Origin of the sequence: Bifidobacterium sp. H6bp9 (assembly GCF_032193695.1) — a bacterium.
GTDB lineage: Bacteria > Actinomycetota > Actinomycetes > Actinomycetales > Bifidobacteriaceae > Bombiscardovia > Bombiscardovia kimbladii.
This window is the reverse complement of record NZ_JASTZY010000002.1, coordinates 95,620-121,950: the sequence shown is the minus strand read 5'-3', so window position 1 is coordinate 121,950 and position 26,331 is coordinate 95,620. Positions and strand designations below refer to the sequence as shown.

The 26,331-nt window shown below is 64.0% G+C and carries 21 protein-coding genes and 4 tRNA genes; 20 read left to right on the top strand and 5 right to left on the bottom strand.

Going from position 1 to position 26,331, the window contains the following annotated elements:
• The first annotated feature begins 6 nt into the window (after nucleotides 1-6).
• Nucleotides 7-1,143: a molecular chaperone DnaJ gene (gene dnaJ / locus QRX40_RS04185; protein WP_313836500.1), complete on the top strand. Its 1,137-nt coding sequence runs from the start codon at nucleotides 7-9 to the stop codon at nucleotides 1,141-1,143.
• A gap of 10 nt (nucleotides 1,144-1,153) precedes the next feature.
• Here dnaJ and QRX40_RS04180 read toward each other — a convergent pair whose 3' ends face one another.
• The gene (locus tag QRX40_RS04180) at nucleotides 1,154-1,948 is read right to left on the bottom strand and encodes a fructosamine kinase family protein (RefSeq protein WP_313836499.1); all 795 of its coding nucleotides are present in this window, start codon (nucleotides 1,946-1,948) and stop codon (nucleotides 1,154-1,156) included.
• Between the two features lie 145 nt (nucleotides 1,949-2,093).
• On the opposite strand from QRX40_RS04180, the gene QRX40_RS04175 reads away from it, so the two are divergent.
• The 3 genes from QRX40_RS04175 (at nucleotide 2,094) to QRX40_RS04165 (ending at nucleotide 8,064) form a co-directional block, all read left to right on the top strand.
• Nucleotides 2,094-2,969 (top strand): undecaprenyl-diphosphate phosphatase, encoded by an 876-nt coding sequence (locus tag QRX40_RS04175; protein ID WP_029678827.1) that lies wholly within the window; start codon nucleotides 2,094-2,096, stop codon nucleotides 2,967-2,969.
• Between the two features lie 447 nt (nucleotides 2,970-3,416).
• Nucleotides 3,417-6,656 (top strand): InlB B-repeat-containing protein, encoded by a 3,240-nt coding sequence (locus QRX40_RS04170; RefSeq protein WP_313836497.1) that lies wholly within the window; start codon nucleotides 3,417-3,419, stop codon nucleotides 6,654-6,656.
• 754 nt (nucleotides 6,657-7,410) lie between these two features.
• Nucleotides 7,411-8,064 (top strand): PAS domain-containing protein, encoded by a 654-nt coding sequence (locus tag QRX40_RS04165; RefSeq protein WP_313836495.1) that lies wholly within the window; start codon nucleotides 7,411-7,413, stop codon nucleotides 8,062-8,064.
• A gap of 600 nt (nucleotides 8,065-8,664) precedes the next feature.
• Here the strand turns inward: QRX40_RS04165 and QRX40_RS04160 are convergent.
• The 4 genes from QRX40_RS04160 to QRX40_RS04145 form a co-directional block, all read right to left on the bottom strand.
• Nucleotides 8,665-8,737 (bottom strand) — tRNA-Val (locus QRX40_RS04160).
• A 31-nt stretch (nucleotides 8,738-8,768) separates the two neighbouring features.
• Nucleotides 8,769-8,840, bottom strand: a tRNA-Val gene (locus QRX40_RS04155).
• Nucleotides 8,841-8,863: 23 nt separating this feature from the next.
• Nucleotides 8,864-8,934, bottom strand: a tRNA-Cys gene (locus QRX40_RS04150).
• A 28-nt stretch (nucleotides 8,935-8,962) separates the two neighbouring features.
• A tRNA-Gly gene (locus QRX40_RS04145) sits at nucleotides 8,963-9,035 on the bottom strand.
• Nucleotides 9,036-9,197: 162 nt separating this feature from the next.
• On the opposite strand from QRX40_RS04145, the gene QRX40_RS04140 reads away from it, so the two are divergent.
• From QRX40_RS04140 to QRX40_RS04065, 16 genes are all read left to right on the top strand, one after another.
• Nucleotides 9,198-10,028, top strand: coding sequence for a PAC2 family protein (locus tag QRX40_RS04140; RefSeq protein ID WP_045924425.1), 831 nt, complete (start codon nucleotides 9,198-9,200; stop codon nucleotides 10,026-10,028).
• Nucleotides 10,029-10,104: 76 nt separating this feature from the next.
• Entirely contained in the window at nucleotides 10,105-12,150 is a 2,046-nt protein-coding gene (gene thrS, locus QRX40_RS04135; RefSeq protein ID WP_313836493.1) for a threonine--tRNA ligase, read from the top strand.
• Between the two features lie 3 nt (nucleotides 12,151-12,153).
• Entirely contained in the window at nucleotides 12,154-12,828 is a 675-nt protein-coding gene (gene pgsA / locus QRX40_RS04130) for a phosphatidylinositol phosphate synthase (protein ID WP_313836492.1), read from the top strand.
• A gap of 4 nt (nucleotides 12,829-12,832) precedes the next feature.
• Nucleotides 12,833-13,843: a phosphatidylinositol mannoside acyltransferase gene (locus QRX40_RS04125; protein ID WP_313836491.1), complete on the top strand. Its 1,011-nt coding sequence runs from the start codon at nucleotides 12,833-12,835 to the stop codon at nucleotides 13,841-13,843.
• On the top strand, nucleotides 13,818-15,104 hold the full coding sequence (locus tag QRX40_RS04120) for a glycosyltransferase family 4 protein (protein ID WP_313836489.1): 1,287 nt from the start codon (nucleotides 13,818-13,820) through the stop codon (nucleotides 15,102-15,104). The genes QRX40_RS04125 and QRX40_RS04120 overlap by 26 nt, the downstream gene beginning before the upstream one ends.
• Before the next feature lie 61 nt (nucleotides 15,105-15,165).
• Entirely contained in the window at nucleotides 15,166-15,921 is a 756-nt protein-coding gene (locus tag QRX40_RS04115) for a YebC/PmpR family DNA-binding transcriptional regulator (RefSeq protein WP_024627747.1), read from the top strand.
• Between the two features lie 4 nt (nucleotides 15,922-15,925).
• Nucleotides 15,926-16,507 (top strand): crossover junction endodeoxyribonuclease RuvC, encoded by a 582-nt coding sequence (ruvC, locus tag QRX40_RS04110; RefSeq protein WP_045924420.1) that lies wholly within the window; start codon nucleotides 15,926-15,928, stop codon nucleotides 16,505-16,507.
• 42 nt (nucleotides 16,508-16,549) lie between these two features.
• Entirely contained in the window at nucleotides 16,550-17,161 is a 612-nt protein-coding gene (ruvA, locus tag QRX40_RS04105) for a Holliday junction branch migration protein RuvA (RefSeq protein WP_045924419.1), read from the top strand.
• Between the two features lie 3 nt (nucleotides 17,162-17,164).
• Nucleotides 17,165-18,241 (top strand): Holliday junction branch migration DNA helicase RuvB, encoded by a 1,077-nt coding sequence (ruvB, locus tag QRX40_RS04100; protein WP_313836484.1) that lies wholly within the window; start codon nucleotides 17,165-17,167, stop codon nucleotides 18,239-18,241.
• 66 nt (nucleotides 18,242-18,307) lie between these two features.
• Nucleotides 18,308-18,904: a preprotein translocase subunit YajC gene (locus QRX40_RS04095; protein ID WP_313836482.1), complete on the top strand. Its 597-nt coding sequence runs from the start codon at nucleotides 18,308-18,310 to the stop codon at nucleotides 18,902-18,904.
• 107 nt (nucleotides 18,905-19,011) lie between these two features.
• Nucleotides 19,012-19,596, top strand: coding sequence for an adenine phosphoribosyltransferase (locus QRX40_RS04090; RefSeq protein ID WP_110412910.1), 585 nt, complete (start codon nucleotides 19,012-19,014; stop codon nucleotides 19,594-19,596).
• A gap of 22 nt (nucleotides 19,597-19,618) precedes the next feature.
• Nucleotides 19,619-20,833, top strand: a complete 1,215-nt coding sequence (gene sucC, locus QRX40_RS04085) for an ADP-forming succinate--CoA ligase subunit beta (protein WP_313836480.1) — start codon at nucleotides 19,619-19,621, stop codon at nucleotides 20,831-20,833.
• Entirely contained in the window at nucleotides 20,830-21,753 is a 924-nt protein-coding gene (gene sucD / locus QRX40_RS04080; protein ID WP_313836478.1) for a succinate--CoA ligase subunit alpha, read from the top strand. Before sucC ends, sucD begins: the two co-directional genes overlap by 4 nt.
• Nucleotides 21,750-23,126: a DUF6350 family protein gene (locus QRX40_RS04075; RefSeq protein ID WP_313836476.1), complete on the top strand. Its 1,377-nt coding sequence runs from the start codon at nucleotides 21,750-21,752 to the stop codon at nucleotides 23,124-23,126. The genes sucD and QRX40_RS04075 overlap by 4 nt, the downstream gene beginning before the upstream one ends.
• 52 nt (nucleotides 23,127-23,178) lie before the next feature.
• Nucleotides 23,179-24,780, top strand: a complete 1,602-nt coding sequence (gene purH / locus QRX40_RS04070; protein WP_313836475.1) for a bifunctional phosphoribosylaminoimidazolecarboxamide formyltransferase/IMP cyclohydrolase — start codon at nucleotides 23,179-23,181, stop codon at nucleotides 24,778-24,780.
• 131 nt (nucleotides 24,781-24,911) lie between these two features.
• On the top strand, nucleotides 24,912-26,285 hold the full coding sequence (locus QRX40_RS04065) for an NAD-dependent succinate-semialdehyde dehydrogenase (protein ID WP_313836474.1): 1,374 nt from the start codon (nucleotides 24,912-24,914) through the stop codon (nucleotides 26,283-26,285).
• Nucleotides 26,286-26,331: the final 46 nt, after the last annotated feature.

Genomic DNA, 26,331 nt, shown 5'->3' with positions numbered 1-26,331 from the left:
TGATCGGTGGCAGATTACTACGAGGTTTTGGGAGTCGAGCGCGGCGCGAGCGATCAGGACATCAAGCGTGCCTATCGCAAGATGAGCCGCAAGTACCACCCGGACATCGCCGGGCCTGAATACGAGGACAAGTTCAAGGAGGTCAACAGCGCCTACGAGGTGCTCTCCGACCCCGAGAAGCGGCGCATGTACGACGCGGGCGTGGACCCCAACGACCCGCAGGCCTCCCAGGGAGGCAGCCCCTTCGACATGGGCGACGTCTTCAACCAGTTCTTCGGCGGCGGCTTCGGGGGCGCCGCCCAGGGGCCCATTCCGCGCACACAGCCCGGCCGGGACGCCCTGGCCCAGGTCTCCGTGGACATGAAGACCGCCATCTTCGGCGGGGTGGTGCGCACCCCCATCAGCACCTACGGCCTCTGCCAGGAGTGCGGCGGCTCGGGGGCCCAGAAGGGAACCTCGCCGGTGACCTGCCCGGTCTGCAACGGCAAGGGCTATGCCCAGAAGGTGGTGCGGACCCTGCTGGGGCAGATGATGAGCCAGGCACCCTGCGAGCGGTGCGAGGGCCACGGCACCATCATCGAGCACCCCTGCCCGGTCTGCAACGGCCACGGCCGCGTGCGCACCCGGCGCGAGGTGGGCGTCAACGTGCCCGCAGGCGTGGCTGACGGCTCCCGCCTGCGGCTGGCCTCCCAGGGCGAGGTGGGCGAGGGCGGCGGTGCCGCCGGCGACCTGTATGTGGACATCACCATCAAGCCCGACAAGCACTACACCCGCAGCGGCCAGGACCTGCACTGCTGGATCGCCGTGCCCATGACCTGGGCCGTGCTGGGCCACCAGGTCGACCTGGAGACCTTCGACGGCCAGCGTCAGGTGGACATCCCCGCCGGCTGCCAGCCCGACCAGGAGATCACCATCAAGGGCCTGGGAGTAACCAGGCTCGGCAACCGGGAGGAGCGCGGCGACATCATCGTCCACGTGCTGGTTCAGATCCCTACCAAGCTGGACGACGATCAGCGCCGCCTGATTGAGGACTTCGCCAACAGCCACGACTCCGAAGCCAGGCAGGTCCCGCAGAGTGCCAAGCCTGCCGGAGCCGGGGGCCGCAAGGGGATCTTCGGCAAGCTCAAGGACATCTTCAGCTGAGTCGGCTGAGTCAGCCCAGCAGCGACCGGCACATGGACCGGTACTCGCTCACATAGCCGCCGCCGAAGAAGGCGCAGTGCCCGGCGATGGCGTAGAGCTGCCAGAGCGTGGTCCGGTTCCGGTAGCCGGCCGCCAGCGGGTGCACGCTCTGGTAGCCGTCCAGAATCTGCCCCAGGTAGGGGATGCCGAACAGCTGCAGCATGGCCAGGTCCTCCTCGCGGTGGCCGCCGTGGGCCGCAGGGTCGATCAGGACGGCCTGGGTGTTCCCGTCGTTCCTGGTCCACATGACGTTCCCGCTCCACAGGTCCCCGTGGACCCGGGCGGGCTTGTCATTGGCGGCCGCGCCCAGCAGCTCCGGCAGGGCCTGGATCACCTCTTCGGTCATCTTCATGTCATCGCGGTTCAGGGCCCGCCGATCCAAGGCCATGCCCACCATGGGCTCCAGCCGTCCCTTGGCCCAGTAGGTGGCCGGGTCGTCCCAGGCGCCCACGTCCATGGGGAGCGGATCCTGCAGGGGTCCGAAGTAGCAGGTGCCCGTGTAGCCCTCGGGCGCGGAGCCGAAGTGGTCGGCCCCGGCATCATGCATGTGGGCCAGCTGGGCGCCGAAGCGGTAGGCCGCGCCAGGCGTGGGGGAGGCGGAGGTCACCTCCTCGATGTCCAGGTAGTCCGGTCCCCAGCCGTAGACGTCCACCACCCGGGGACCGCCCTGCGCCTGGGCCTGGCCCAGCCATTGCAGCCCGCGCCCCTCGCACTCGAAGAATCCCGCCGGGGCCCCGCCCCTGGATTTTCTGTAGGTCTTGGCCATGATGATCCACACCCCTATTCGTCGAGTCGTCGATTCCGACAAGACCCATTGTGGGCATTCTGCGAGACATGCCCGGCCCTTGGCTCTGCCTGCCCTGCGCGGTGGCTATGCTTGCCATTGTTGTCCGACATAGCAAGAGGGGTCCATGAATTTCTTCGAAGCCATTCTGTTCGGCCTGGTGCAGGCACTGACGGAGTATTTCCCCGTCTCATCCAGCGCCCATATCCGCATAGTGGGCGGCCTGCTGGGCCAGGACCCGGGCGCGGCCTTCACAGCCATCATCCAATTCGGTACCGAGCTGGCGGTCCTGCTCTACTTCCGGCATGACATTGCCCGCATACTGACCCACTGGTTCCGCTGCCTGGCCGGCAAGGACGGCTCCTCCTGGCGTGAGCGGATGGGCTCCAAGGACCATGATGCGGCCCTGGGCTGGTACATCATTCTGGGAACCCTGCCCATCGTGGTGGCGGGACTGCTCTTCCAGAAGATCATCGAAACCAAGCTGCGCAACCTCTGGATCACCGTGGTGGTGCTGATCGTCTTCGGCCTGCTGCTGGACTACTTCGACCGCCACGGCCGCCAGAATAAGGAGATTCGCCAGATGAGCGCCCGGGACGCCCTGCTCTTCGGCATCGGGCAGATGCTGGCCCTGATCCCCGGCGTATCCCGTTCGGGCGGCACCATGACCTTCGGCCGCGCCCTGGGCTACACCCGCGAGTCCGCCACCCGGGTCAGCTTCCTCATGGCCATTCCCGCCGTCTTCGGTGCCGGCATCCTCGAGACGGTCAAGTCCTTGAAGAACATCAACGCGGACGCCGCCTTCCCCGGCTGGGGGGCCACCATCTGCGCCACCGTGGTCAGCTTCCTGCTGGGATACATCGTCATCATCGCCTTTTTGAAGATCGTCTCGCGCTTCTCCTACCGGGGATTCGTCATCTACCGGATCGGCCTGGCCATCTTCGTGGCCATCATGCTCATGGTCGGCGCCCTGCCCGCAGTAGGCGGCGTGGCGGCCAGCTGAGCCTTAGTGAACTGCCGGGGGATTCGACGCTCATATGGCCCCGTGATAGGATTTGCTCATGCGCTGCCCATGGTTGCGGGGGACTGGGTCAGCCAAGCGTTTTGAATCCTTTGGGGAGGTTTGTTGTGGTTTCGTCGTCGACGTCTGCCGGTTCTCGTACGCATGGGTTTGGCCTGCGGCCGCTCATATCAGCATTGGTGCTGATACCCCTGCTGCTGACCGGCATGGCCACCGGCACCGTCTTCGCCTCCGGCTCAGATGTCAACGGGGGGGGGGGGTCGTTATACCGCTCAGGTAGATAATGGTTCCCTGAGCGATCTACAACCATCTAATCTGCCTTCCCCGTCGCCGCTGAAGGCGTCATCTGTTTCTTCTTCCCCTGTTCAAACCCCGACAGGTTCTTCCCAATCCCTTGGAATCTCGCCATCGAGCTCTTATTCACCTACTGTGACCCAGTCTGCTGCTGATTCTCATATTGTGGTGTTCGACCCTGCCGATGGAAGCAAAGCGGAACGTGTAACTGTGCCGGATGGCTCCTTGGCGTCGCCTCCTGCCGATAATCCGAAGCGCGACGGCTACCGTTTCGACGGCTGGTCCGAGCATGACGCAATGATGGATTTCCGCACCCCGATCACCAGGGACATCACCTTGAAGGCCAAGTGGACCCCGGTGACTGATTGGGCGCTCAGCCCCGACCATGGTCCGGCTTCCGGCGGCACCAGCATCACCATCACACCCCCGAGTGCGGACTCACCATCGTTCAGCGCATTGGAAGCCCATGACGACAAGCTGATCGGCGTGACCGGCGATGGCCGCCTGTTCACGTGGACATCAAACGATAAGAAGCCTATTCAGGTGCCATCACCTAGAGATACGTCTGGCGAGGTGCGATTCATAACTGGAGTTGTTGGCGATGACAGATACGCGGCCCTGAGCCGGGACCACCGCATCTACACCTGGAGCAAAGTCGGGGAGACACCAGCCCTGCTCGACACAGGCTCCACGACCTACACCAGCATTACCATGGTTGCCGACCGACTCATAGCAGCGGACCGAAAAGGTCAAGTCCATATTTGGACCAGTAAGGGCGAGCCAACAGGAAAGGCCATAAGCCTGCCTAAGCAGGCCTTAGCAATCAAGGCGGCTGGCAATGCTGATCGCATGCTCGCCTTAGATAGCAAGGGCCAAGTCTGGATTTGGTGGCAAGATACTTTTGATACCGGTCAGATCCAACCTGTTAAGCTTGCCAACCGAATTGTTCAGATATCAGCCATGGATCACGGCTTTATGCTGCTGGACTCGACAGGCCAGACCAGCTATCTAGATAACAAACAAAACCAGCCAACACCGATGGATTCGTCCCAACTTTCTGCCGTAACAGCTATGAGCAGTAACGTTATGCAAGCAACTCTTATAGACTCAACAGGCCTGGTCTGGGCCTGGAAGCCCGGAGAAGCAACCATGCGCGCAGACGACGGGAAACAGCCGTACTTGCAGGCCGCAAGCATCGGCAGCAGGATCACCGCCATCAACCGGCAAGGCGACATGTTCATGTGGAGCTTGGACACCCAAGGCAATCAAGGCGACCCAGCCCGGCTCGACACCACATCACCCTCCATCCTGGAATCAGCCAGCATGGACAGCCATCCACTCAAACTCACCAGGAGCAACGACTCATGGCAGGCGGACATACCCGCCCACAAGCCCGGGCCAGCCGCCATCACCATCAATGGCAGGCAGAACGGCCAGCCCTTTACCAGAAGCCTGAAGTACACGGTCGACCAGCCGCTGACACGAGATACCGAACCACGTTCCACGCTCACAGTTCACTTCGACACGGGAAGAGGAAGCCCGAAACCAGCAGACCAGACTGTCTCCTCCCCATACGGCAGGGTGAAGCGGCCCTCCCCCGACCCGTCTCGTGACGGTTTCCTGTTCGACGGGTGGTTCATCGGCAGCATCGCCTATGATTTCAGCAGGCTTGTCACCAGGGACCTGACCCTGACCGCCAAGTGGTCGCCGGCAGGCCGGAACAACTCGTGGAGCATCAGCCCTGATAAGGGCAGCCAGCTGGGCAGGGAATCCACGACCATCACCCCGCCTGACAGCGCCAGCCGGGGCATCAGGTTCAGCCAGGTCAGCGGATCACAAATGGGCAATTTTTCCTTGGCTGTGGGCAGCGACGGGAACGCCTACGCCTGGGGAAGCAACAACCGTGGACAGCTCGGCGACGGGACGACCAGTCAAAGGACTACGCCGGTCGTGGTGAGGACGCCTGACCGCAGCACGTACCCGGACCTGCCCAAGGATTTCACCTATGTGCAGGTCAGCGCCGGAGCAAATCATTCGCTGGCCCTGGGCAGCGACGGCAACGCCTACGCCTGGGGAGACAACGGCAATGGCCAGCTCGGCAGCAACACCACCAGCCGGAATACGCCTGTCAGAATTGGAAAGCCTGCGGACCTGCCCAAGGATTTCACCTATGTGCAGGTCAGCGCCGGAGACCAGTATTCGCTGGCCGTGGGCAGCGACGGGAACGCCTACGCATGGGGAAGCAACAACCGTGGACAGCTCGGCGACGGGACGACCAGTCAAAGGACTACGCCGGTCGTGGTGAGGACGCCTGACCGCAGCACGTACCCGGACCTGCCCAAGGATTTCACCTATGTGCAGGTCAGCGCCGGAGCAAATCATTCGCTGGCCGTGGGCAGCGACGGGAACGCCTACGCATGGGGAAATAACAACCGTGGACAGCTCGGCGACGGGACGACCACCAGCCGGTCTACACCGGTCAGGGTGAGGACGCCCGACCGCAGCACGTACCCGGACCTGCCCAAGGATTTCACCTACGTGCAGGTCAGCGCCGGATACATGCATTCGCTGGCCGTGGGCAGCGACGGGAACGCCTACGCATGGGGATTAAACGACAGTGGCGAGCTCGGCGACGGGACGACCACCAGTCGGTCTACACCGGTCAGGGTGAGGACGCCCGACCGCAGCACGTACCCGGACCTGCCCAAGGATTTCACCTACGTACAGGTCAGCGCCGGATTGGATCATTCGCTGGCCGTGGGCAGCGACGGATACCCCTACACCTGGGGATGCAACATCGATGGCCAGATCGGCAACGACAGCAACAGCTACACTGCGAATCCTGTTCCTGTGCGCGTGCGCGACCCCGCCAACCCCACCGACAAGAATAAAGGGCTGCAAGCCGCACAGCTCAGCGGCGGATACCATCTTTCGCTGGCCGTGGGCAGCGACGGCAACGCCTACGCATGGGGAAAGAACAGCTCTGGCCAGCTGGGCAATCCCAATGCAGGAATACGGAGTCTTGTTCCTGTGCCGGTGTCGTTCAACCTGCAGCTGGTGATCACCGGCGTCAGGTTCGACCAGACTGCCGTATCAGGGCTGACGCGCGGCGACGGCAATAGTGTCAGCGTGCTCACGCCCGCACACCAGCCGGGCACGGTCACGGTCAGCGTGGACTACACGCTGGGCGGCGCACCCCAAACGCCGGACACCTCCCTCAGATACACGTACCTGCCTGCAGGCGTGCTCCCCAATGCCGGAGGGGAGGGCATCCTGCTCGCCCTGGCCACGGGCATGACCGGGATGGGCGGGATCCTCGCCTCACGCCGCCACCGGCAGGAAACACGCCAACTGGTTCACTCTTCGCACGAGTAAGAAAGGCCGGGCGGCGTATCAATCCCCCCGCCCCCGGCCCATCAAGGGGGAGCAGGAAGGAAAAGTGTCAGTCAAGGCTCAAACCCCAAGAGAGCCGACACTTTCCACCCGCGCCCCCACCACACTTCTGCAGGCGGGGTCGGGGGCAGGCATGCACGCCCCCGCCCCAGCCCGGGAGAGAGGGGAAACACGGCCAGGCCAGCTAGAAGGCTTAACAGCCCCCAGCCAGCCTGGCCGCTGTTTACTCATTTCATTATGTGCCCCACATAAGCCAGTTCGATATCTTTGGCAAAGTCGCTTTCAGATCAAGTCGATACCCAAAACACGTGACCAGACTCACATTGTTCTTGCGTCTTGTCCTAGGAACCATACAGGTACTGATGCTCGGCTTCTGAATTACCTGGTTTTCAATGATTACCGATCCTCTTGCCTCTTTTGTTCTGCAGGATTGGTAAAAAGCATCTCCGCTACAACACCGAGTCCGTTACGACTGGCCGGGTTTGCGAAAAGCAAGATTCAGCCGCCTTCTTGCGTTACCATGAAAATCCCTTCGGCACTTCGGCATTCCTGCGGTCTCAATGGGCCGTATGCAAAGGACTGAAGTGCGCAAAAGAAGGTCTAATATACGGGATTAGAGGAGGCCGATTGGCTGGTATGGAGGTGATGGACCATATCACGCCATCCAATACCTTTCGCTTCCCGCAGCACCAACCGGTGGCTACAAGCCGCCCTGTTAGGATGTTGAGGATCAGCCATGCATTTCACAGTAGACAACCTTGAACAGGTATTTCCCCTGGCAGAATTCATAGCCGATTCCTTCGGCCCCATGGCCGAGATTGTTGTGCATGACATCACCCGCCCGGAGAATTCCATCGTCTTCATCCGCAACGGGCAGCTCTCCGGACGCTCCCTGGGCGACGGGGTTACGGACCAGACGCTCCAGCTGGCCATACGGGCCGACCAGGACGGGGCCGACTTCGTCTCCGACTACCGTGGGCGCCGCCTGAACAAGCATGAGTTCCGCGTCTCCTCCTACCTGATCCGCAACCGGGAGCAGACCGTCATTGGCCTGCTTTGCATCAGCATCAACATCACGGAGCTGCAGCAGGCCGCCCACGTGCTGCAGACCCTGTCCTCGATCGACTCCGACGATGTGCAGATCTCCACGGAGACCTCGCGCCGCAACGTGAGCGAGGAGCCTGCCGAGAACATCCGCAGGATCACCAGGGACGAGGTCCGCCAGTTCAACATCCCCATGGACAAGCTGACCAAGCAGGACAGGCTGGACATCATCCGCAACATCAAGGACCGGGGCATCTTCCTCATCAAGGGCGCGGTAGGCATCGTAGCCCCCGAGCTCCAGATATCGATTCCCACACTCTACCGGTACCTGCAGGCCCTCAAATAGGGCCTGAAAAGTAAGACCTCCGGCGGCAGGAGAGGGGGGTATATTTCTGTGCCGCCGGAGGAGCTTTACAGCGCGGCCGCCGCCATTGGCGACAACCGGAACGTGGCCACGCAAACAGACCACGCAAGTATTGCATAGATAAAACAGGGAGACCACAGTTTCCTCAAGCTGTGGCGCATTGCAGATTCAGCCAGGCTAGTTACGTGCCCTCATTGGCCTAGGCCTTTCTTCATGCTATCACCTCTTCAAGGATGCACAGGTACTCCCGTTTCAGGCAGGTCCCCCGACCTGTTGCTAAGAGCAAATTATCACAAGGTACCGGACATGCTCAACACTCCGTTCGCTATATGCCGCAACAACCGGCATTGCAGGGGCGGTTTGGGCATAATTCAGCGGAGTCGGCTGCCTAAAGCGAGCCCGAAAAGTCAATCTCAGCTGGTCTGCTAGCAATAATTTATTACCTGAATTTCCGCTGGAGGAATCATTAGCTATGCATCATCAGGGATTCGATCACAGACAATGCAGAAGGTTTGTAGGCTGCCGATCGCTGACTGAAAACTGACCTTGGATGAAAGACAGGGGAGAAGCGGAAAATCCAGGTGGGCGATGCAGGAATCGAACCTGCGACCCCTTCGGTGTGAACGAAGTGCGCTAGCCGCTGCGCCAATCGCCCGGATTGGGAAAGACCATCGAAGTGATCCTTGTGGGCGATACTGGATTCGAACCAGTGACCCCTTCCGTGTCAGGGAAGTGCGCTACCTCTGCGCCAACCGCCCGGGTCATTCTCGTTTCGAGAGAGAGGTGGGTACGAGAGTCGAACTCGTCTATACGGCTTTGCAGGCCGCTGCCTAACCGCTTGGCTAACCCACCGTATTGGTTAAACTGCTCGAAAACCTCGAGCGGGCAACGGGACTCGGACCCGCGGTCTCGACCTTGGCAAGGTCGCGCTTTACCAACTAAGCTATGCCCGCACTTTCAACTTTCACCGTGGTGGTGACTGCCGAAGCACGTTGCACTACTGTAGCGTAGACCTCCGCACTTGGCAAAAAGCGCGTGTCGCCGCGTCATAGAGCCACCCTCCGCTGATGGCAAAGCCGCGAAATACAAGGCTTCCTACCGGTAGGGTGAGAGGTATGAGTGAAGAAGCCAGGCAGCACTGCACCATGGTGGCCGCCTTCGACGGCTGGAACGATGCGTGCTCAGCCTCGACCAACGTCATCCGCCACCTGTTGAACGTCTACGAGTCCCACGAGATCGGCAGCATTCCGGGCGACGGGTTCTACGACTACCAGATGTCACGGCCCATGCTCTGCCATGTGCAGGGCAGGCGGCGGATCATCTGGCCCTCCGCCAAGATCTACCGGGTGCGGATCGATGACACCCACACCCTCCTGTTGGAGATGGGCCCGGAGCCCAACTACCACTGGAGCGACTTCTGCCGGCGCAGCATCCACTGGGCCGAAGACGACGAGGCGGAGGCCATCATCACCCTGGGCGCCATGTTCGCCGACTGCCCCCACACCAGGCCCCTGCCCATCGACGACCTGGCCGGCGACCAGCCCAAGACCGACACCGACGGCCATTCCGGCCCCATAGGCATCCCCACCGTCCTGGATGCCCTGGCCACCCAGGACGGCTACAGCACCGAGTCCATCTGGGTCTCCGTTCCCCAGTACCTGGGCAGCGACGAGTGCGCCCAGGGCACCCTGCAGCTGCTGCAAAGGCTCTCGGCCATGCTCGGCGTCCACCTTGACGAGGGGGAGCTGCCCCGCAAGGCCGCCGAGTGGAAGGCCCAGGCCGGAATGCTGCTGCGCTGCAACGACGACTTGGCCAACTACGTCCACCGTCTGGAGATGGACGTCGACCAGGCCCAGGTGGACGAGCCGGCCGCCGAAGAGCTGGTCCGGGAAGCCGAGGATTATCTGCGCTCCATGGGCAACAAAGGCCCCTCCTTGTCTGAGTGACGACCTAGGCTGTGGCTCGATAACCATGTCCAGCCTGCACCCTGTAACGCGGGCTCCGATAGCAAGGACGGCATTCATGACACAGTCGAGCATCTCCATCATCGTCAAGGGCGAACGGAAGGAGGTGGCGGCCGATCAGACTGGCGTCCAGCTTTTTGCTGACGACAAGGACATCATCGCCGTCGACCTCAACGGGCAGCCACGCGACCTCTACACACCCCTGCACGAGGGCGACAAGGTCGAGCCCATCACCCTGGAGAGCGACCAGGGACTGGCCATCATGAGGCATTCGGCCACCCACGTCATGGCCCAGGCCGTCCAGGAGATCCGCCCGGACGCCAAGCTGGGCATCGGCCCGGTCATCAAGGACGGCTTCTACTACGACTTCGACGTGGACAAGCCCTTCACCCCCGACGACCTCAAGCAGATCGAACAGCGGATGAAGCGGATCATCAAGTCCTCCCAGAGCTTCCGCCGGCGCGTGGTCACCGAAGAGGAGGCCCGCAAGGAGGAGGCCGACCAGCCCTACAAGCTGGAGCTGATCGGGGCCAAGGAGGCCGAGATCAACAGCGAGGAGGCCACCGAGGTGGCCACCGGCGGCGAGCTGACCATGTATGACAATCTGGACCGTGAGGGCAACACGGTCTGGAAGGACCTCTGCCGGGGCCCCCACCTGCCCAACACCCGCTACATCCGCAGCTTCAAGCTCATGCGCACGGCCGCCGCCTACTGGCGCGGGGACGAGAAGAACCCCATGCTCCAGCGCATCTACGGCACCGCCTGGGCCAACAAGGACGACATGAAGGCTTACACCGCCCGTCTGGAGGAGGCCGCCCGCCGCGACCACCGCAAGCTGGGCGCCGAGATGGACCTCTTCTCCTTCCCGGACGAGATCGGGCCCGGCCTGCCCGTCTTCCACCCCAAGGGCGCGGCCATCATCAACGCCATGGAAGACTACTCCCGGCAGATGCACCGGCGCAACGGCTACTCCTTCGTGCAGACCCCGCACATCACCAAGGGCCACCTCTACGAGATCTCGGGCCACCTGCAATGGTACAAGGACGGCATGTACCCGCCCATGCACCTGGACGAGGAGAAGGACGCCAACGGCAAGGTCACCCGCCAGGGCTTCGACTACTACCTGAAGCCCATGAACTGCCCCATGCACAACCTGATCTTCAAGTCCCGCCAGCGCTCCTACAAGGAGCTGCCCCTGCGGCTGTTCGAGTTCGGCACCGTCTACCGCTACGAGAAGTCCGGCGAGGTCCACGGCCTGACCCGCGTGCGCGGCCTGACCCAGGACGACTCCCACATCTACTGCACCAGGGACCAGATGAAGGGGGAGCTGACCAACCTGCTCCAGTTCGTGCTCAAGGTGTTGAAGGACTTCGGCCTCAACGACTTCTACCTGGAGCTGTCCACCAAGGATCCCAACAAGTTCGTCGGCTCCGACGAGGTCTGGGAGGAGGCCACCAACACCCTGGCCGAGGTGGCCAAGGACTCCGGGCTGGAGCTGGTCGACGACCCCGAGGGCGCCGCCTTCTACGGGCCCAAGATCTCCGTGCAGGCCCGGGACGCCATCGGGCGCACCTGGCAGGTCTCCACCATTCAGCTGGACTTCAACCTGCCCGAGCGCTTCCAGCTGGAGTACATCGCCGCCGACGGCTCCCACCAGCGGCCGGTCATGATCCACCGGGCCCTCTTCGGCTCCATCGAACGCTTCTTCGCCATCCTGCTGGAGCACTACGCCGGCGCCTTCCCGGCCTGGCTGGCCCCCGTCCAGGTGCAGGCCGTGCCCGTGGCCGACGAGTTCGCCCCCCACCTGGAGCACCTGCTGGACCAGCTGCGCGACGACATGGTCCGCTGCGAGATCGACCGCTCCGACGACCGCTTCGGCAAGAAGATCCGCAACGCGGCCAAGTCCAAGGCCCCCTTCATTCTGATCGCCGGCGAGGAGGACGCCTCCAAGAACGCGGTCTCCTTCCGCTTCCGCGACGGCAGCCAGCTCAACGGGGTGCCCGTGGAGCAGGCCCGCGCCTGGATCAACGAGGCCATCAAGGTCCGCGCCCAGATCAACTCGGCAGACGACTTCCGAGCGAACACCTCCTGCAGTCAGGACTGACCAATGTTCGAGCATCTACGGCGCCCCTGGAAGCGCATCATCGCCCCCATCGCCCGCGGCCTGGTCCGTCTGGGCGTGAGCGCCAACGGTGTCACCATCAGCGGAGCCGTAGGCACCACCCTGGTAGCCATCGCGACCGGGTTCACCGGCTGGCTCCTGCCCGGGGCCATCGTCCTGGCCATCCTGGTGGCCTTCGACTCCCTGGATGGGTCTGTGGCCGCGCTGACCGGCGGTGGCACCCAGTTCGGGGGCTTCCTGGACTCCACCCTTGACCGGATAGCCGACTGGGCCGTCCTGGCCGGGGTCATCATCTACCTACGCCGCCACGAGCTGGCCTGGGTGGCCGATGGCAGCCACCAGGGTCCCGACATCTGGGCCCAGGTGGGCATGGCTGCAGCCCTCTTCGCCATCATGACCTCCTTCGTCACCTCCTACGCCCGGGCCCGGGCCGAGGCCGAGGGCTTCGAGGCCAAGAACGGCATCGCCACCAGGTCCGACCGGCTGGTCATCATCCTGGTGGGCATGGCCCTGACGGGAGCCGGGCTGCCCCTGGCCGTGCTCAGCTGCTTCCTGGTCCTGCTGGCCCTGCTGGGCATCGTCACCGTCTGGCAGCGGATCAACCACGTCGCCAAGGACATGAGCCGCAACCCGCAGCCCGCCAACCCCAACCACGAGTGAGCCTATGCCGGATCGACTGCTCATCTTTCTGGCGCAGCATGCGCGCCTGGTGCCCGAGGGGCTGCTGCGCGGCCTCTTCCTGGCGGCGGCCGACCTCTGCTGGCTGTTTCGGATAGGCGGCGTCAGACAGCTGGAGCGCAACCTGGCCCATGTCATGCCAGAGGCCGGCCGTCGCAGCCTGCGGCGCATCTCGCGCCAGGGCATGCGCTCCTACTTCGTCTACTTCGTCGAGGCCCTGACCGTGGGAGCCCGCACCAAGGAGCAGCTGCTGGCACGCATACACGGCGGCGGCAGCGCCTATCCGGCTCCGGCCAAGAGCGACATCGGCCTGCGATCCCTGCCCATCGGCATGGGCCACCAGGGCAACTGGGACTACGCGGGCTTCTGGGCCTGCTCCACAGTAGGCCAGGTCACCACGGTGGCCGAGCGGCTGCGGGACCCTGGGATGCTGAACACCTTTGCGGACATCCGTCGCCGCCTGGGCATGAACATCCTGCTGACCGGCGAGCCGGACATCACCGGCCGTCTGACGACCCTGCTGCGGAAGCCTGGCCAGGTGGTGCCCCTGCTGGCCGACCGCGATCTGAGCCGCCGTGGCGTCTTCGTCAAGGCCTTCGACTCCTGGATTCGCGTGGCTGCCGGACCTGCCGTCATCGCCCTGGATGCCCGTCTGCCCCTCTATACCGTGAACATGCACAGGGAAAAGCTGACGGGGGAGCGCCGCCGGCAGGCCAAGACCCCCTACGGCTATGTCTGCCAGGTGGACGGGCCCATCGCCATCGAGCCCTACCTGGACATGCCCCGGGAGCAGGCCATCAAGGACCTGACCCAGGCCTGGGTGGACCAGTGGGCCCAGGGCATTCGCGAGCATCCCGAGGACTGGCACATGCTCCAGCCGATTTTCCTTGAGGATCTGGATCTTTCCCGGATGCACGACCTGCCGGACTTCATCCTGGCCCAGGCATCCGAGAACAAGGGAGGTGACGGGCATGAAGGCACCCGAACAAAGGCCTGAGCGGGAGCCGGAGCGGGCCGCCATCAAGGCGCCCCTGCGGGTGGGGATCATCTCGCCCTACTCCTTCGAAACCCCGGGAGGCGTCCAACTGCACATCCGCGACTTCGCCAGGCATCTTATGGAGCGCGGCCACCAGGTGCAGGTTCTGGCCCCGGGCCGACGCACCCAGGACATGCCCCTCTGGGTGCATACCACCGGCTCCTCCTTCTCCATTCCCTACAACGGATCCGTGGCCAACCTGAGCTACTTCGGCGTGGCCGGCCACAAGACCCGGCAGTGGGTCAGGCAGGGCCACTTCGACATCCTGCACCTGCACGAGCCCGAGGTGCCCTCCCTGAGCCACAAGCCCCTGCGGCCGGGATTCATTCCCTGCCCCTATGTGGCCACCTTCCATGCGGCCTTCGATACGACCCCGCTGGCCCTGAGGCTGACCAGACGCTACCTGCGCCGATACCTGGCCAACATCAGCCAGGCCATCTTCGTCAGCCCATCGGCCATGCAGAACGCCCGGAACCTGCTGGAGCCGGGCATACCCAGCCAGATCATCCCCAACGGCATCGAAACCAGAGCCCTGCGCAATGCCCGGCCGCGCCCAGAATGGCAGGGGAGCGAGCGGGAGCCCACCATCGGATTCCTGGGACGGATGAAGGAGGAGCGCAAGGGGTTCAGGATTCTGGCCCAGGCCGCACCTGCCATCCTGCAGCGGGTGCCCGGAGCCCGCTTCCTGTGTGCAGGTGACGGCCAGGGGGAGGCCCGGGAAATACTCGAAGCCGTCGATCCCGGACTGGCCCGGCACTTCACCTTCCTGGGCCGGATCAGCGACGAGGACAAGGCCTCCTTCTACCACAGCCTTGGCCTGTATGTAGCACCACAGACCGGGGGAGAGAGCTTTGGCATCGTGCTGGTCGAGGCCATGGCGGCAGGCTGCCCGGTGGTGGCCTCGGATCTGCCCGCCTTCGAGGATGTCTCCCAGAACGGCCACAGCGCACGTCTGTTCGCCAATGAAGACCCCCAGGACTGCGCCCGGGTGGTCCTTGAACTGCTGGACGACCGACCCACGCGCCTGAACCTGGCCTCGTGCGGAATGCGTCGGGCCAGCGACTACGACTGGGAGCGGGTCACCGACCAGGTTCTGGATGTCTACGCCCGGGCCCTGGCAGCCCGGCCCGATCATCGCCGTGGCCTGCTGGGCAGGCTGGTGGGCCGGAAGGCTGGTTCTCCTTACGATGAAGCCCCCACGGAAGGGCCTGAAAACCCGTAAAATTGTCGAAGAGCGGAACTAGAATTCCATTCGTTTACGCATTCGTACCGTCAGGAGACATATGTCAGGGCATTCGAAGTGGGCGACCACCAAGCACAAGAAAGCAGCCATCGACGCCAAGCGTGGCAAGCTCTTCGCCAAGCTGATCAAGAACATCGAGATCGCCGCCCGCACCGGCGGCGGTGACCCCGACGGCAACCCCACCCTCTACGACGCCATCGTCAAGGCCAAGAAGTCCTCCGTGCCCGCAGACAACATCACCAGGGCCGTCAAGCGCGGCTCGGGCGAGGAGGCCGGAGCGGCCAACTACGAGACCATCGTCTACGAGGGCTACGCTCCAGCCGGCGTGGGCATCATCATCGAATGCCTGACCGACAACCGCAACCGCGCGGCCGCCGAGGTCCGTTCCACCCTGACCAAGGGCGGCGGCTCCCTGGCCCAGAACGGGTCGGTCAGCTTCAACTTCGAGCGCAAGGGCCAGATCATCGTCCCCTCGGAGGGCCTGGACTACGACACGGTCTTCGAGAAGGCCGCCGAGGCCGGTGCTGAGGACGTGCAGGACAACGGCGAGAGCTACACCGTGCTGACTGCCCCCGGCGACATGGTCAACGTCCGCAAGGCCCTGCAGGACGCGGGCATGGACTACGACTCCGCCGACCTGGTCCTCAACCCCAAGAGCGAGGTCACCCTGGACCTGGACTCCGCCCGCAAGGTCTCCAAGCTGATCGACAACCTGGACGACCTGGACGACGTGCAGGAGATCTACAGCAACTGGACCGCCCCCGACGAGGTCATGGCCCAGTTGGACGACGAGTGACCCTATGATCGTTCTCGGCGTCGACCCGGGGCTCACCCGATGCGGCGTTGGCGTCATTGAAGCCGGTGCATCGCGCCGGCTTTCCTTTGTTCATGTGGACGTCGTGCGCTCAGACCCCGAACAGAGCCAGGACCTGCGGCTGCTGGCCATCTACCAGGGGCTGACGGCCGCCCTGGACCGTTTCAGCCCTGACGTGGTGTCCATCGAGCGGGTCTTTGCCCAGTCCAACCACAACACCGTGCTGGGCACCGCCCAGGCGGCAGGGCTGGCCATGCTGGGGGCGGCGCAGCGGGGGATTCCCGTGGCCCTGCATACCCCTACCGAGGCCAAGATGGCCGTGACCGGCAACGGGCAGGCCGACAAGATCCAGGTGCAGCGGATGGTGGCCCGCATCTTGGGGCTCAACCAGCTGCCCAAGCCCGCCGACGCTGCCGACGCTCTGGCCCAGGCCATCTGCCACGCCCTAAGGCCCGCCGGCGCCATCCAGGGCGGGGAGCGCGAGGAGCATCTGACCCAGGCCCAACGGCAGTGGGCACAGGCCTCCGCCAAGTACGGCAAGCATCGGGGAGTCCAGCGAGACATGTAAGCTGATTCGAACAGACGTTCGATTCCATCGAGGGGTGATCAAGTGCTGGCAATGCTGACCGGGCGGGTAGCCGCCATCGAAACAGGCTCCGCCGTCATCGATGTTTCGGGGGTGGGTTTCGAGGTGCGCATGCCCCAGTCGGACCTGGCCTCCATGCGGGCCGAATCCACAGTCACTGTCTACACGGCCCTCTCCCTGACCCAGGATGCACTGACCCTCTACGGATTCCTCAGCCGCACCTCCAAATCCCTCTTCGCCCAGCTGCAGAAGGTCAGCGGCATCGGACCGCGCGTGGCCCTGTCCATACTCGCCACCCTGAACTCGGACCAGCTGGCCCAGGCCGTGGCCGACGGCGATGCTGCGGCCCTGTCCCGGGCGCCCGGCCTGGGCAAGAAGGGCGCTCAGAAGATCATCCTCGAGCTCTCCGGCAAGCTGGATCTGGATGCCGGCACAGGCCGACAGGGACCCGCCCAGACCGACGACGGCGCCCACCAGGTGGTTGAGGGACTGATCTCCCTGGGCTGGCTGCAGCGTGATGCCGAGCAGGCCGTGGAGCAGACCTGCAGCGAGGGCGGCTACACCCTGCCCCTGCAGCCGGCCGACATTCCCAAGGTGCTCAAGCAGGCCCTGACTCGGCTGGACAGGGGGCGCTGACCCATGGCTGACAAGCAGATGACCACCGGGTACATCGACTCCCAGAATGGCGACGCCCAGGAGGAATCCCTGCGGATGGTCTCGGCCAAGCCCATCGAAGGCGAGCCGGTCAGCGACGAGGAGCTGCGCCCGGAAACCCTGGACGGATTCATCGGACAGCCCCGGCTCAAGGCCCAGCTGGGCCTCTTCCTGAAGGCCGCCAAAAAGCGGGACGTGGCCCCCGATCACATCCTGCTGGCGGGCCCTCCAGGCCTGGGCAAGACCACCCTGGCCATGATCGTCGCCCACGAGCTGGAGGTGCCCATCCGCGTCACCTCGGGCCCGGCAGTCCAGCATGCCGGCGACCTGGCCTCCATCCTGAGCTCCCTGGAAGCCGGCGAGGTGCTCTTCATCGACGAGATCCACCGCCTGCCCAGGGCCGCCGAGGAGCTGCTCTACATCGCCATGGAGGACTTCCGGGTGGATGTCATGGTGGGCAAGGGCCCCGGAGCCTCCTCCATTCCGCTGACCCTGCCCAGGTTCACGGTCATAGGCGCCACCACCCGCGAAGGCATGCTGCCCTCGCCCCTGCGGGCCCGCTTCGGCTTCACCGCCCACCTGGACTTCTACCCGGAGGAGGAGCTGGAGAAGCTGGTCGAGCGGTCGGCCAAGGTGCTGGGCATCGTCCTGCAGGATGATGCCGCCCATCAGCTGGCCCTGCGCTCCCGCGGCACGCCCAGGATCGCCAACCGCCTCCTGCGGCGGGTGCGCGACTGGGCCATAGTCCACGATCTTGACCAGGTCGGCCCTGACGATGTCAAGCAGGCCTTGTCCCTCTACCAGATCGACTCAGAGGGGCTGGACCGTCTGGATCTGGCCGTCCTCAAGGCCATCGTCAACAGTTTCGACGGCGGACCCGTGGGCCTGAACAACCTGGCCGCCATGGTGGGCGAGGAGGCCGAGACGGTCGAGACGGTCTGTGAGCCCTACCTGGTGCGCGAGGGCTTCCTGGTACGCACCCCGAAGGGGCGTGTGGCCACCACCAAGGCCTGGGAGCACCTGGGCCGCAAACCGCCCGAGGATGTCATGAAGCTGTTCTAGACTGGGGTCTTCGCAGCAATGCATATCGCCGTTTGATACCCGCCGAAACAAGGAGTGGAAACAGCCATGGGATCCATGATTTTCATGATCGTCATCATCGCCCTGATGATCGCCATGATGTGGGGAAGCTCCCGCAAGAGCAAACAGCAGCAGGCCGCTGTCCAGGACTTCCGCCAGTCCCTGCAGCCCGGTGACGAGGTAGCCACCACCACGGGCCTTCTGGGCAAGGTCGTCTCCGTGGATCTGGAGAAGGAACAGGTGGTCATCGACTCCGAGGGTTCGCAGTCCCGCTGGCGCATCCAGGCCATCACCAAGCCGCCCATCGTCCCGGCATACATCCACGATGACGAGGTTGACGAAAACGGCAACCCCCTGCCCGAGGACGCGGATGCGCCCGCCGAGGTCACCGCCGCTGAAGAAGACGACAAAGCCAGCGACAATGCCGACGGTGAGGAAACCGCCGCCGATGATAATGCCGCCCAAAACTCTGCCGCCTCAGAAGGCAAGGATGATGCCGAGGCTAAGTCGGATACCCAGCCGGAGCCTGAAGACGAATCGGACAAGGAAGAGACTGCGGAGAAGTCCGATGACACTGAAGAATCGGATGCTTCCAAGGCTGCCAAGGCTTCCAAGACTTCGGATTCGACTTCCGCCAAGTCCTGAACCTCATACGCGCGCCACACCTCCCGTCAGGCTGACTCCGAACGGAAACGCGGCGCGCGTATGATGGCCCCGCAACCACTTCCAAGGAGCAAAACAGAAAGAAGATCATGGCTCAATCGGACGATATCAAGGTTGGAGAACTTAAGCAGGTGGGCGATGATGACGCCGCTTATCTGATCTCATTGATCCGTACCATTCCGGACTTTCCCAAGAAGGGGATCCTTTTCAGGGACTTCATCCCCGCCATGTCGGATCCCAGAGGGTTGGCCATCATCCTCGACGCCATGAAGCGCACCCTGCCCGTCAAGCCGGAGGACTTCGACCTGGTAGCCGGGCTTGAGGCACGCGGATTTCTGATCGGCCCCCAGCTGGCCACCGATCTGGGCAAGGGCTTCCTGCCCATGCGCAAGGCCGGCAAGCTTCCCGAGCCCACCTACAGCCAGGAGTATGCCCTCGAATACGGCAACGCCCGCATCGAAATCGAGCAGGGCTCCCTGCGCCCTGGCCAGCGGGTCCTGATTGTCGACGACCTGATCGCCACCGGCGGTTCCGCCCAGGCAGCGGCACGTCTGGTGGAGCAGGCCGGGGGCCAGGTGGCCGGTTTCAGCTTCGTCATGGAGCTCAACGGTCTGGACGGTCGCAAGGCCCTGGGTGCCTACCCGGTCACCTGCCTGATGAACATGCCTGCCTGAGCACGATTGGGGGACCTTCACCATGGATTTGTACGAATACCAGGCCAGGCAGCTGCTCGCTGAACATGGCATCTCCCAACCCAGGGCCGTCTATGCCTCAACCGCAGAAGAGGCCGGCCAGGCAGCCGACGTCATCGGCTACCCCTGCATGATCAAGGGCCAGGCCACCATTGGCCATAGGGGACAGGCCGGAGCCGTCAAGCGAGCCGAGAATCACGATCAGGCCGTAGCCTTGGCCGAGGCCATCCTGCCCATGAACATCGATGGCCATCCAGTCAGCGGGATCCTGGTCACCGAGGCACGCAACATCCTGCACGAGTACTACCTGTCCATCTCAGTGGACCGCACCTCCCGGGACTATGATGTCCTGGCCACGGCCAGCGGCGGCACCGAGGTGGAGACCATCGCCCGCGAGCACCCTGAATCAGTCCGGCGCCTGCACATCGGCCCCCTGGAGGATTTCGACAGGCAGGCCGCCCGCACCATGGCCGAGCGCATCGGCTTCTACCATGCGGATCTGGAGCAGGCTACGCAGATACTTCTGGGCATGTGGCACACCTTCCAGGACAGCGACGCGACCCTGGTCGAGATCAACCCCCTGGCCAAGGTGGGCGACCCGGACGACGAGGCCACCAAGCACCTGGACGCCCTCGATGCCAAGATCTCCCTGGACGGGAATGCGGCCTTCCGGCACGACGGCTGGAAACGGTTCACGGACCCGGCGCAGGTCGACCCTCTGGAAGCCAAGGCCAAGTCCGCAGGCCTGCACTACGTCCATCTGGACGGCCAGGTAGGCGTCATCGGCAACGGCGCAGGACTGGTCATGAGCTCCTTGGATGCCGTGGCTGGGTCAGGACGCCGGCAGGGCGTTCCTGTTGGACCCGCGAACTTCCTTGACATCGGCGGCGGCGCCTCGCCCGAGGTCATGCGCACCAGCCTGGACGTGGTCCTCTCCGACCCCAAGGTCCGTTCGGTCATGGTCAATGTCTATGGAGGCATCACCTCCTGCCAGCAGGTGGCCCAGGGCATCCTGGCAGCCGTGAACGCTGCGGGCGAGCAAGACCAGAACGACGACCGGCCCATCGTGGTCCGCTTCGACGGCAATGAGGCTGCCGAGGGACTGGACCTGCTGGCCAAGGCCCAAGAGCCTCGGCTCAAGGTGGCCCGCACCATGGAGGAGGCGGCGGACCAGGCCGTGGCCCTGGCCGCTCAGGCAGGAAAGGAGACGGGACGATGACCCTCTTCGTTGAAGACGGCGCCCCCGTCATGGTCCAGGGCATGACCGGTCGCCAGGGCATGGTCCACACGGCCCGCATGATGGCGGCAGGCACCAACATCCAGGCTGGGGTCAACGCCCGCAAGGCCGGAATCACAGTCGACTTTGACGGCCCTGACGGCCAGGCTCGTCATGTGCCCGTCTACGCCGATTGCGCAGCAGCGCGGCAGGCGACCGGGGCTCGTACCTCCGTGGTCTTCGTCCCGCCCAGATTCGCCAAGGACGCCATGGTCGAGGCCATCGAGGCCGGCATCACCCTGATCGTGGTCATCACCGAGGGCATTCCCGTGGCCGATACCGCATACTGCGTGGCCCTGGCCAGGGAACGCGGCTGCCGCATCGTCGGCCCCAACTGCCCGGGGCTGATGACCATGTCCGACCGGCCCAACGGCGTCGGCGCAGACCTGGGTATCATCCCGCAGGGCATCGCCGGTCGGGGCCCGCTGGGTCTGGTCTCCAAGTCCGGCACCCTGACCTACCAGCTCATGGGGGAGCTGTCCTCCATCGGCTTCACCGCCTGCCTGGGCATCGGCGGCGACCCCATTGTGGGCACCACCATGCTGGAGGCTCTGCAGGCCTTCAACCGCGATCCCGAAACCAAGGCCTGCGTCATGATCGGCGAAATCGGCGGTTCGGCTGAACAGGAGGCCGCCCGCTGGGCCTCCACCCACATGACCAAGCCCATCGTGGCCTATATCGCCGGCTTCACCGCCCCAGAGGGCAAGCAGATGGGCCACGCCGGGGCCATCATCTCGGGCGGCAAGGGCACGGCTGCAGACAAGAAGGAAGTGCTTGAGTCCGTCGGCATCCAGGTGGGCACTACACCCGGCGAGACCGCCCGGCTGACACTCGACCTGCTACGGGAGCATGCCATCATATGACCGACAGGGTGAAAGTATGGCTCCGGGGGGCCCTAGAGGCCTTCCTAGCCATACTTATCTACACTGTCGCCCTCGGGGCCTGCATGGCCCTGCTCTTGCTCATCATCTCCATCGAGGAGGGCGGGCCCTCCCTGTCCATGGCCACCGTGGCCTTGACAGAAACCATCACCCTGCTCACCCAGGGCTGCGGGTTCACGGCCGGGGCCCTGACCTTGACCATCATCCCCCTGCTGCTGACCGGCCTGCTGATCTGGATGATCCGCTCCCTGGTGAGTCGGCTGGGCATGTCCGTCGGCGGCTGCATTGCCGGCCTGGTCGTCTGGGTGCTCTGCAGCCTCATCCTCATGCAGGGCAGCCAGACCATCCAGGTAGACACCACCCCGGTCATTCTTTTTCGGACCAGCCTGGTCTTCCTATTGGGTTACGGCTGGGCCTGGGTCCGCTCTGAACCGTTCCGCCAGGCTTTCACCAAACGAATCAAAGAGGCCGTGCCCGTTCAGGTTCGCAGGACCATCCGGCTCGGGCTCACGGCCGGCTTGATCCTCCTGGCCGCCATGCTGGCCGCCGGCCTGATCGCCCTGATCGTCTGGATTGTTCTCTATCACGGAGACGTGGGCCGCCTGTTCAAACTGACACGTATGGGCACCGCCTCGGCTGTGACGACCAGCCTGGCCTCCCTGGCCTGGCTGCCCAATCTGATTATCTGGGCTGCCTCCTGGCTCTTCGGTGACGGTTTCAAGATAGGCCAGCTGGCCGCCTTCACCCTTTGGTCCGGACACGCCTCAAGCCTGCCCTCGCTGCCCCTCTTTGGGCTTTTCCCAGAGCCTGTCTCCCGGCAGGGGGTTCGTCTGCTCCTGCTCAACCTGCCCCTGCTGGCCGGAGTAGTTGTCGGCATTCTCTTGCTGACCGGGCCATGGGGAGTCAGAATTCACGCTGCCGTGCGCCAAGCAGGGCTGAAATCCCGAGACACCGCAGTCTGCTTCCTGATGGCAACCCTGGCCATGGTCCTGGCCTGGATGGTCGCCCTGCTCGGTCTTGCCCTGCTTTTCCAGCTCTCCAACGGGGCCCTGGGCCGCCAGCGACTGGCCGGAGTGGGCGTGCCCATAGCCTCCTCCCTGCGCATGATCGGGACCTCCCTGGGGGTCGGCCTGTTGGGAATATGGCTGCTGGCACTCGTCATCGCCGCCCTGATCATCATCAAGGACATCCTGATTGACTATCTGCGCCAGGCAGACGCCAAAAAGACTTCCGCCAAGGCGGAAAACAAGAAAAAACACAACCAATCACGCGGTCAGGAGGGAAAGGAGCCCAAGGCAACCGACCGAGCAGACACACCACGACAGGTCTCGTCCACCCGCAGACCAGGCAAGTAGGTCCGAAGGTGGCGGGGCGCCTCGGCATTCAAGCATAGGAGTAGGAGTTTCCATGGTCACCACGAATCGAACCATCAACCGAGCGTTGGTCTCGGTCTACCACAAGCAGGGCCTTGAGGCCCTGGCATCGGCCTTCCGCCAGGCAGGCACCGAGGTCGTCTCCACCGGCAGCACCGCAAAGAAGCTGCAGGATCTGGGCGTCCAGGTCACCCCGGTGGAAAAGGTCACCGGTTTTCCCGAGAGCCTCGACGGCCGGGTCAAAACCCTGGATCCGCACATCCATGCCGGGCTGCTGGCCGACATGACCAACCCCGACCATGTCCGGCAACTCAAAGACCTGGGCATAGCCCCCTTCGACCTGGTGGTGGTCAACCTCTACCCCTTCGAGCAGACCGTCCTCGAAGGCGCCGACGCGGACCAGTGCCTGGAACGCATCGACATCGGCGGCCCTGCCATGATCCGGGCCGCCGCCAAGAACCATGCCAGCGTGGCTGTGATCACCGACCCTGACGACTATGCCCTGGCCGCCGACCGCATCGCCTCCGGCACCGGTTTCAGCCTGGCCGAACGCGGACGTCTGGCTGCCAAAGCCTTCGCCCTGACAGCCTCCTATGATGCGGCCATCGCCGAGTGGACAGCTCGCACATGGGTTGACGACAAGCAGGACAAGGCCGAGGATCAGAAACCAGCACAGACGATGACCCGCACCTGGCGTCTGGCCAACCAACTGCGCTACGGGGAGAACCCCCACCAGAAGGCCGCCCTCTACCTGGACCCGCTGGACCGGGACGGCTTCGCTGCGGCAGAGCACCTGGGCGGGGCCAAGGAAATGAGCTACAACAACTATGTGGACGCTGACTCCGCATGGCGCTCGGTCTGGGACTTCCCCGACCTGCCCGCAGTGGCCGTGGTCAAGCACTCCAACCCCTGCGGTCTGGCCGTGGGGGAGGACATCGCCCAGGCCCACCGCCGCGCCCACGCCTGCGACCCCATGAGCGCCTATGGCGGGGTCATCGCCGCCAACCGCACGGTCACGCTGACCATGGCCCAGCAGATCAAGCCGGTCTTCACCGAGGTGATTGTGGCTCCAAGCTATGAGCCCGAGGCCCTGGACCTGCTGCGGACCAAGAAGAACCTGCGCATCCTGTCTGTGCAACGCCGCCCGCGTCAGCGCCCGATCATCCGTCAAATCGACGGGGGAGCCCTGGTGCAGACGCCCGACCTGATCGACGCCCCGGGAGACAATCCCTCCACCTGGCGTCTGGTCTCCGGCAACCCTGCCGACCAGGCGACCATGGATGATCTGACCTTCGCCTGGCGGGCCATCCGCTCGGTCAAGTCCAACGCTGTGCTCCTGGCCAACCAGGGTGCCACCGTGGGCATCGGCATGGGCCAGGTCAACAGGGTGGACTCCAGCCATTTGGCCGTGGAGCGGGCCAACACCCTGGATGAGGGCCGCAACCGGGCCAAGGGCTCAGTGGCCGCATCCGATGCCTTCTTCCCCTTCGCAGATGGTCTGGAATATCTGATCCAGGCCGGCATCAGGGCCGTGGTGCAGCCGGGAGGGTCCATCCGTGATCCCGAGGTGATCAAGGCCGCCCAGGACGCCGATCTGACCATGTATCTGACCGGGACACGCCACTTCTTCCACTGATAAGACCGGACCCCGCGGCCGAATGTCGCCCTGCGACAAATTCCTTGACCGTGGGGTCCAATGCGGTGATATGCTGAAGGAACTGACCAGCGATGATGCTGACTAGGTACCCATAATTCGAAGGAGATATTGTGACCTATCAGACAGTCAATCCTTTTAACAACCAACTGATCAAGACGTATCCAGATGCCACCGACGAGGATCTGGAGAATGCCCTGGCTCGCGGCCATGACCTTTACAAGACCTGGCGCAAGCAGGAGGGCCCGGGAGACCGTCCCGCACAACTGCGTCAGGTCGCCAAGCTCTTCCGCCAGAACGAGGATGCCCTGGCAGCCAACCTGACCCTGGATATGGGCAAGCTGGTGGGCGAGGCCCGTGCCGAGGTGGAGCTGTGCGCGGACATCGCCGACTACTTCGCCGATCACGCCGAGGAGCTGCTGGCTCCCGTCCCCCTGGACAACCCCGCCGGCAAGGCCTACTACGTCAAGCAGGCCACCGGCATCGTGTTCATGGTTGAGCCCTGGAACTTCCCCTACTACCAGATCATGCGCGTGTTCGCCCCCAACTTCATTCTGGGCAACCCCATGATCCTCAAGCACGCCTCCAACGTGCCGGGTTCGGCTGTGGCCTTCGAACAGACCGTAAGAGAAGCAGGAGCCCCCGAGGGCAGCCTGACCAACCTCTTCGTCAACTATGACCAGGTGGACCGTGCCATCGCCGATCCCCGCGTCTCTGGCGTGGCCCTGACCGGATCGGAGCGCGGTGGCGCCTCGGTGGCCAAGTCGGCTGGAGCCAACCTGAAGAAGTCCTCCATGGAGCTGGGCGGCAACGACGTCTTCATCGTCCTGGATGACGCTGACTGGGATCTGCTCAAGAAGGTGGCCCCAGGCGCCAGGCTGACGAACGCTGGCCAGGTCTGCACCTCCTCCAAGCGCTTCATCGTCACGGAAAACCGCTACGACGACTTCGTCTCGCTCATCGTCGACGCCTTCTCGCACGCGGTTCTGGGCGATCCCAGCAACCCCGAAACCACGCTGGCTCCCATGTGCATGGTCTCCGCACGCGACAACCTGGCCAAGCAGGTCGAAACGGCAGTGGCCGGTGGAGCCAAGGTCGCCTACGGCAACAAGCCCTACGATTCGCCGGGGGCCTTCTTCACCCCGACGGTTCTGACGGACATCGACCGTGACAACCCTGTCTACAACCAGGAGATGTTCGGCCCTGTGGCCTCCATTTACAAGGTGGCCAACGAGGACGAGGCCATCGAGCTGGCCAACGACTCCAGCTACGGCCTGGGCGGTGTGGTCTTCTCCTCGGATACCGACCATGCGGATGCCCTGGCCCGCCGCATCGAGACCGGCATGACCTTCATCAACGGCGGCTGGGTGACCATGCCCGAGCTTCCCTTCGGAGGCATCAAGAACTCCGGCTACGGCCGTGAGCTCTACAGCCTGGGCTTCGACACCTTCGCCAACGAGCACCTGATCTTCCAGCACAAGAACTGATCCGACTGCTCCGGCTTCTTGTTGAAAGAGCGACCGTGCCATCATC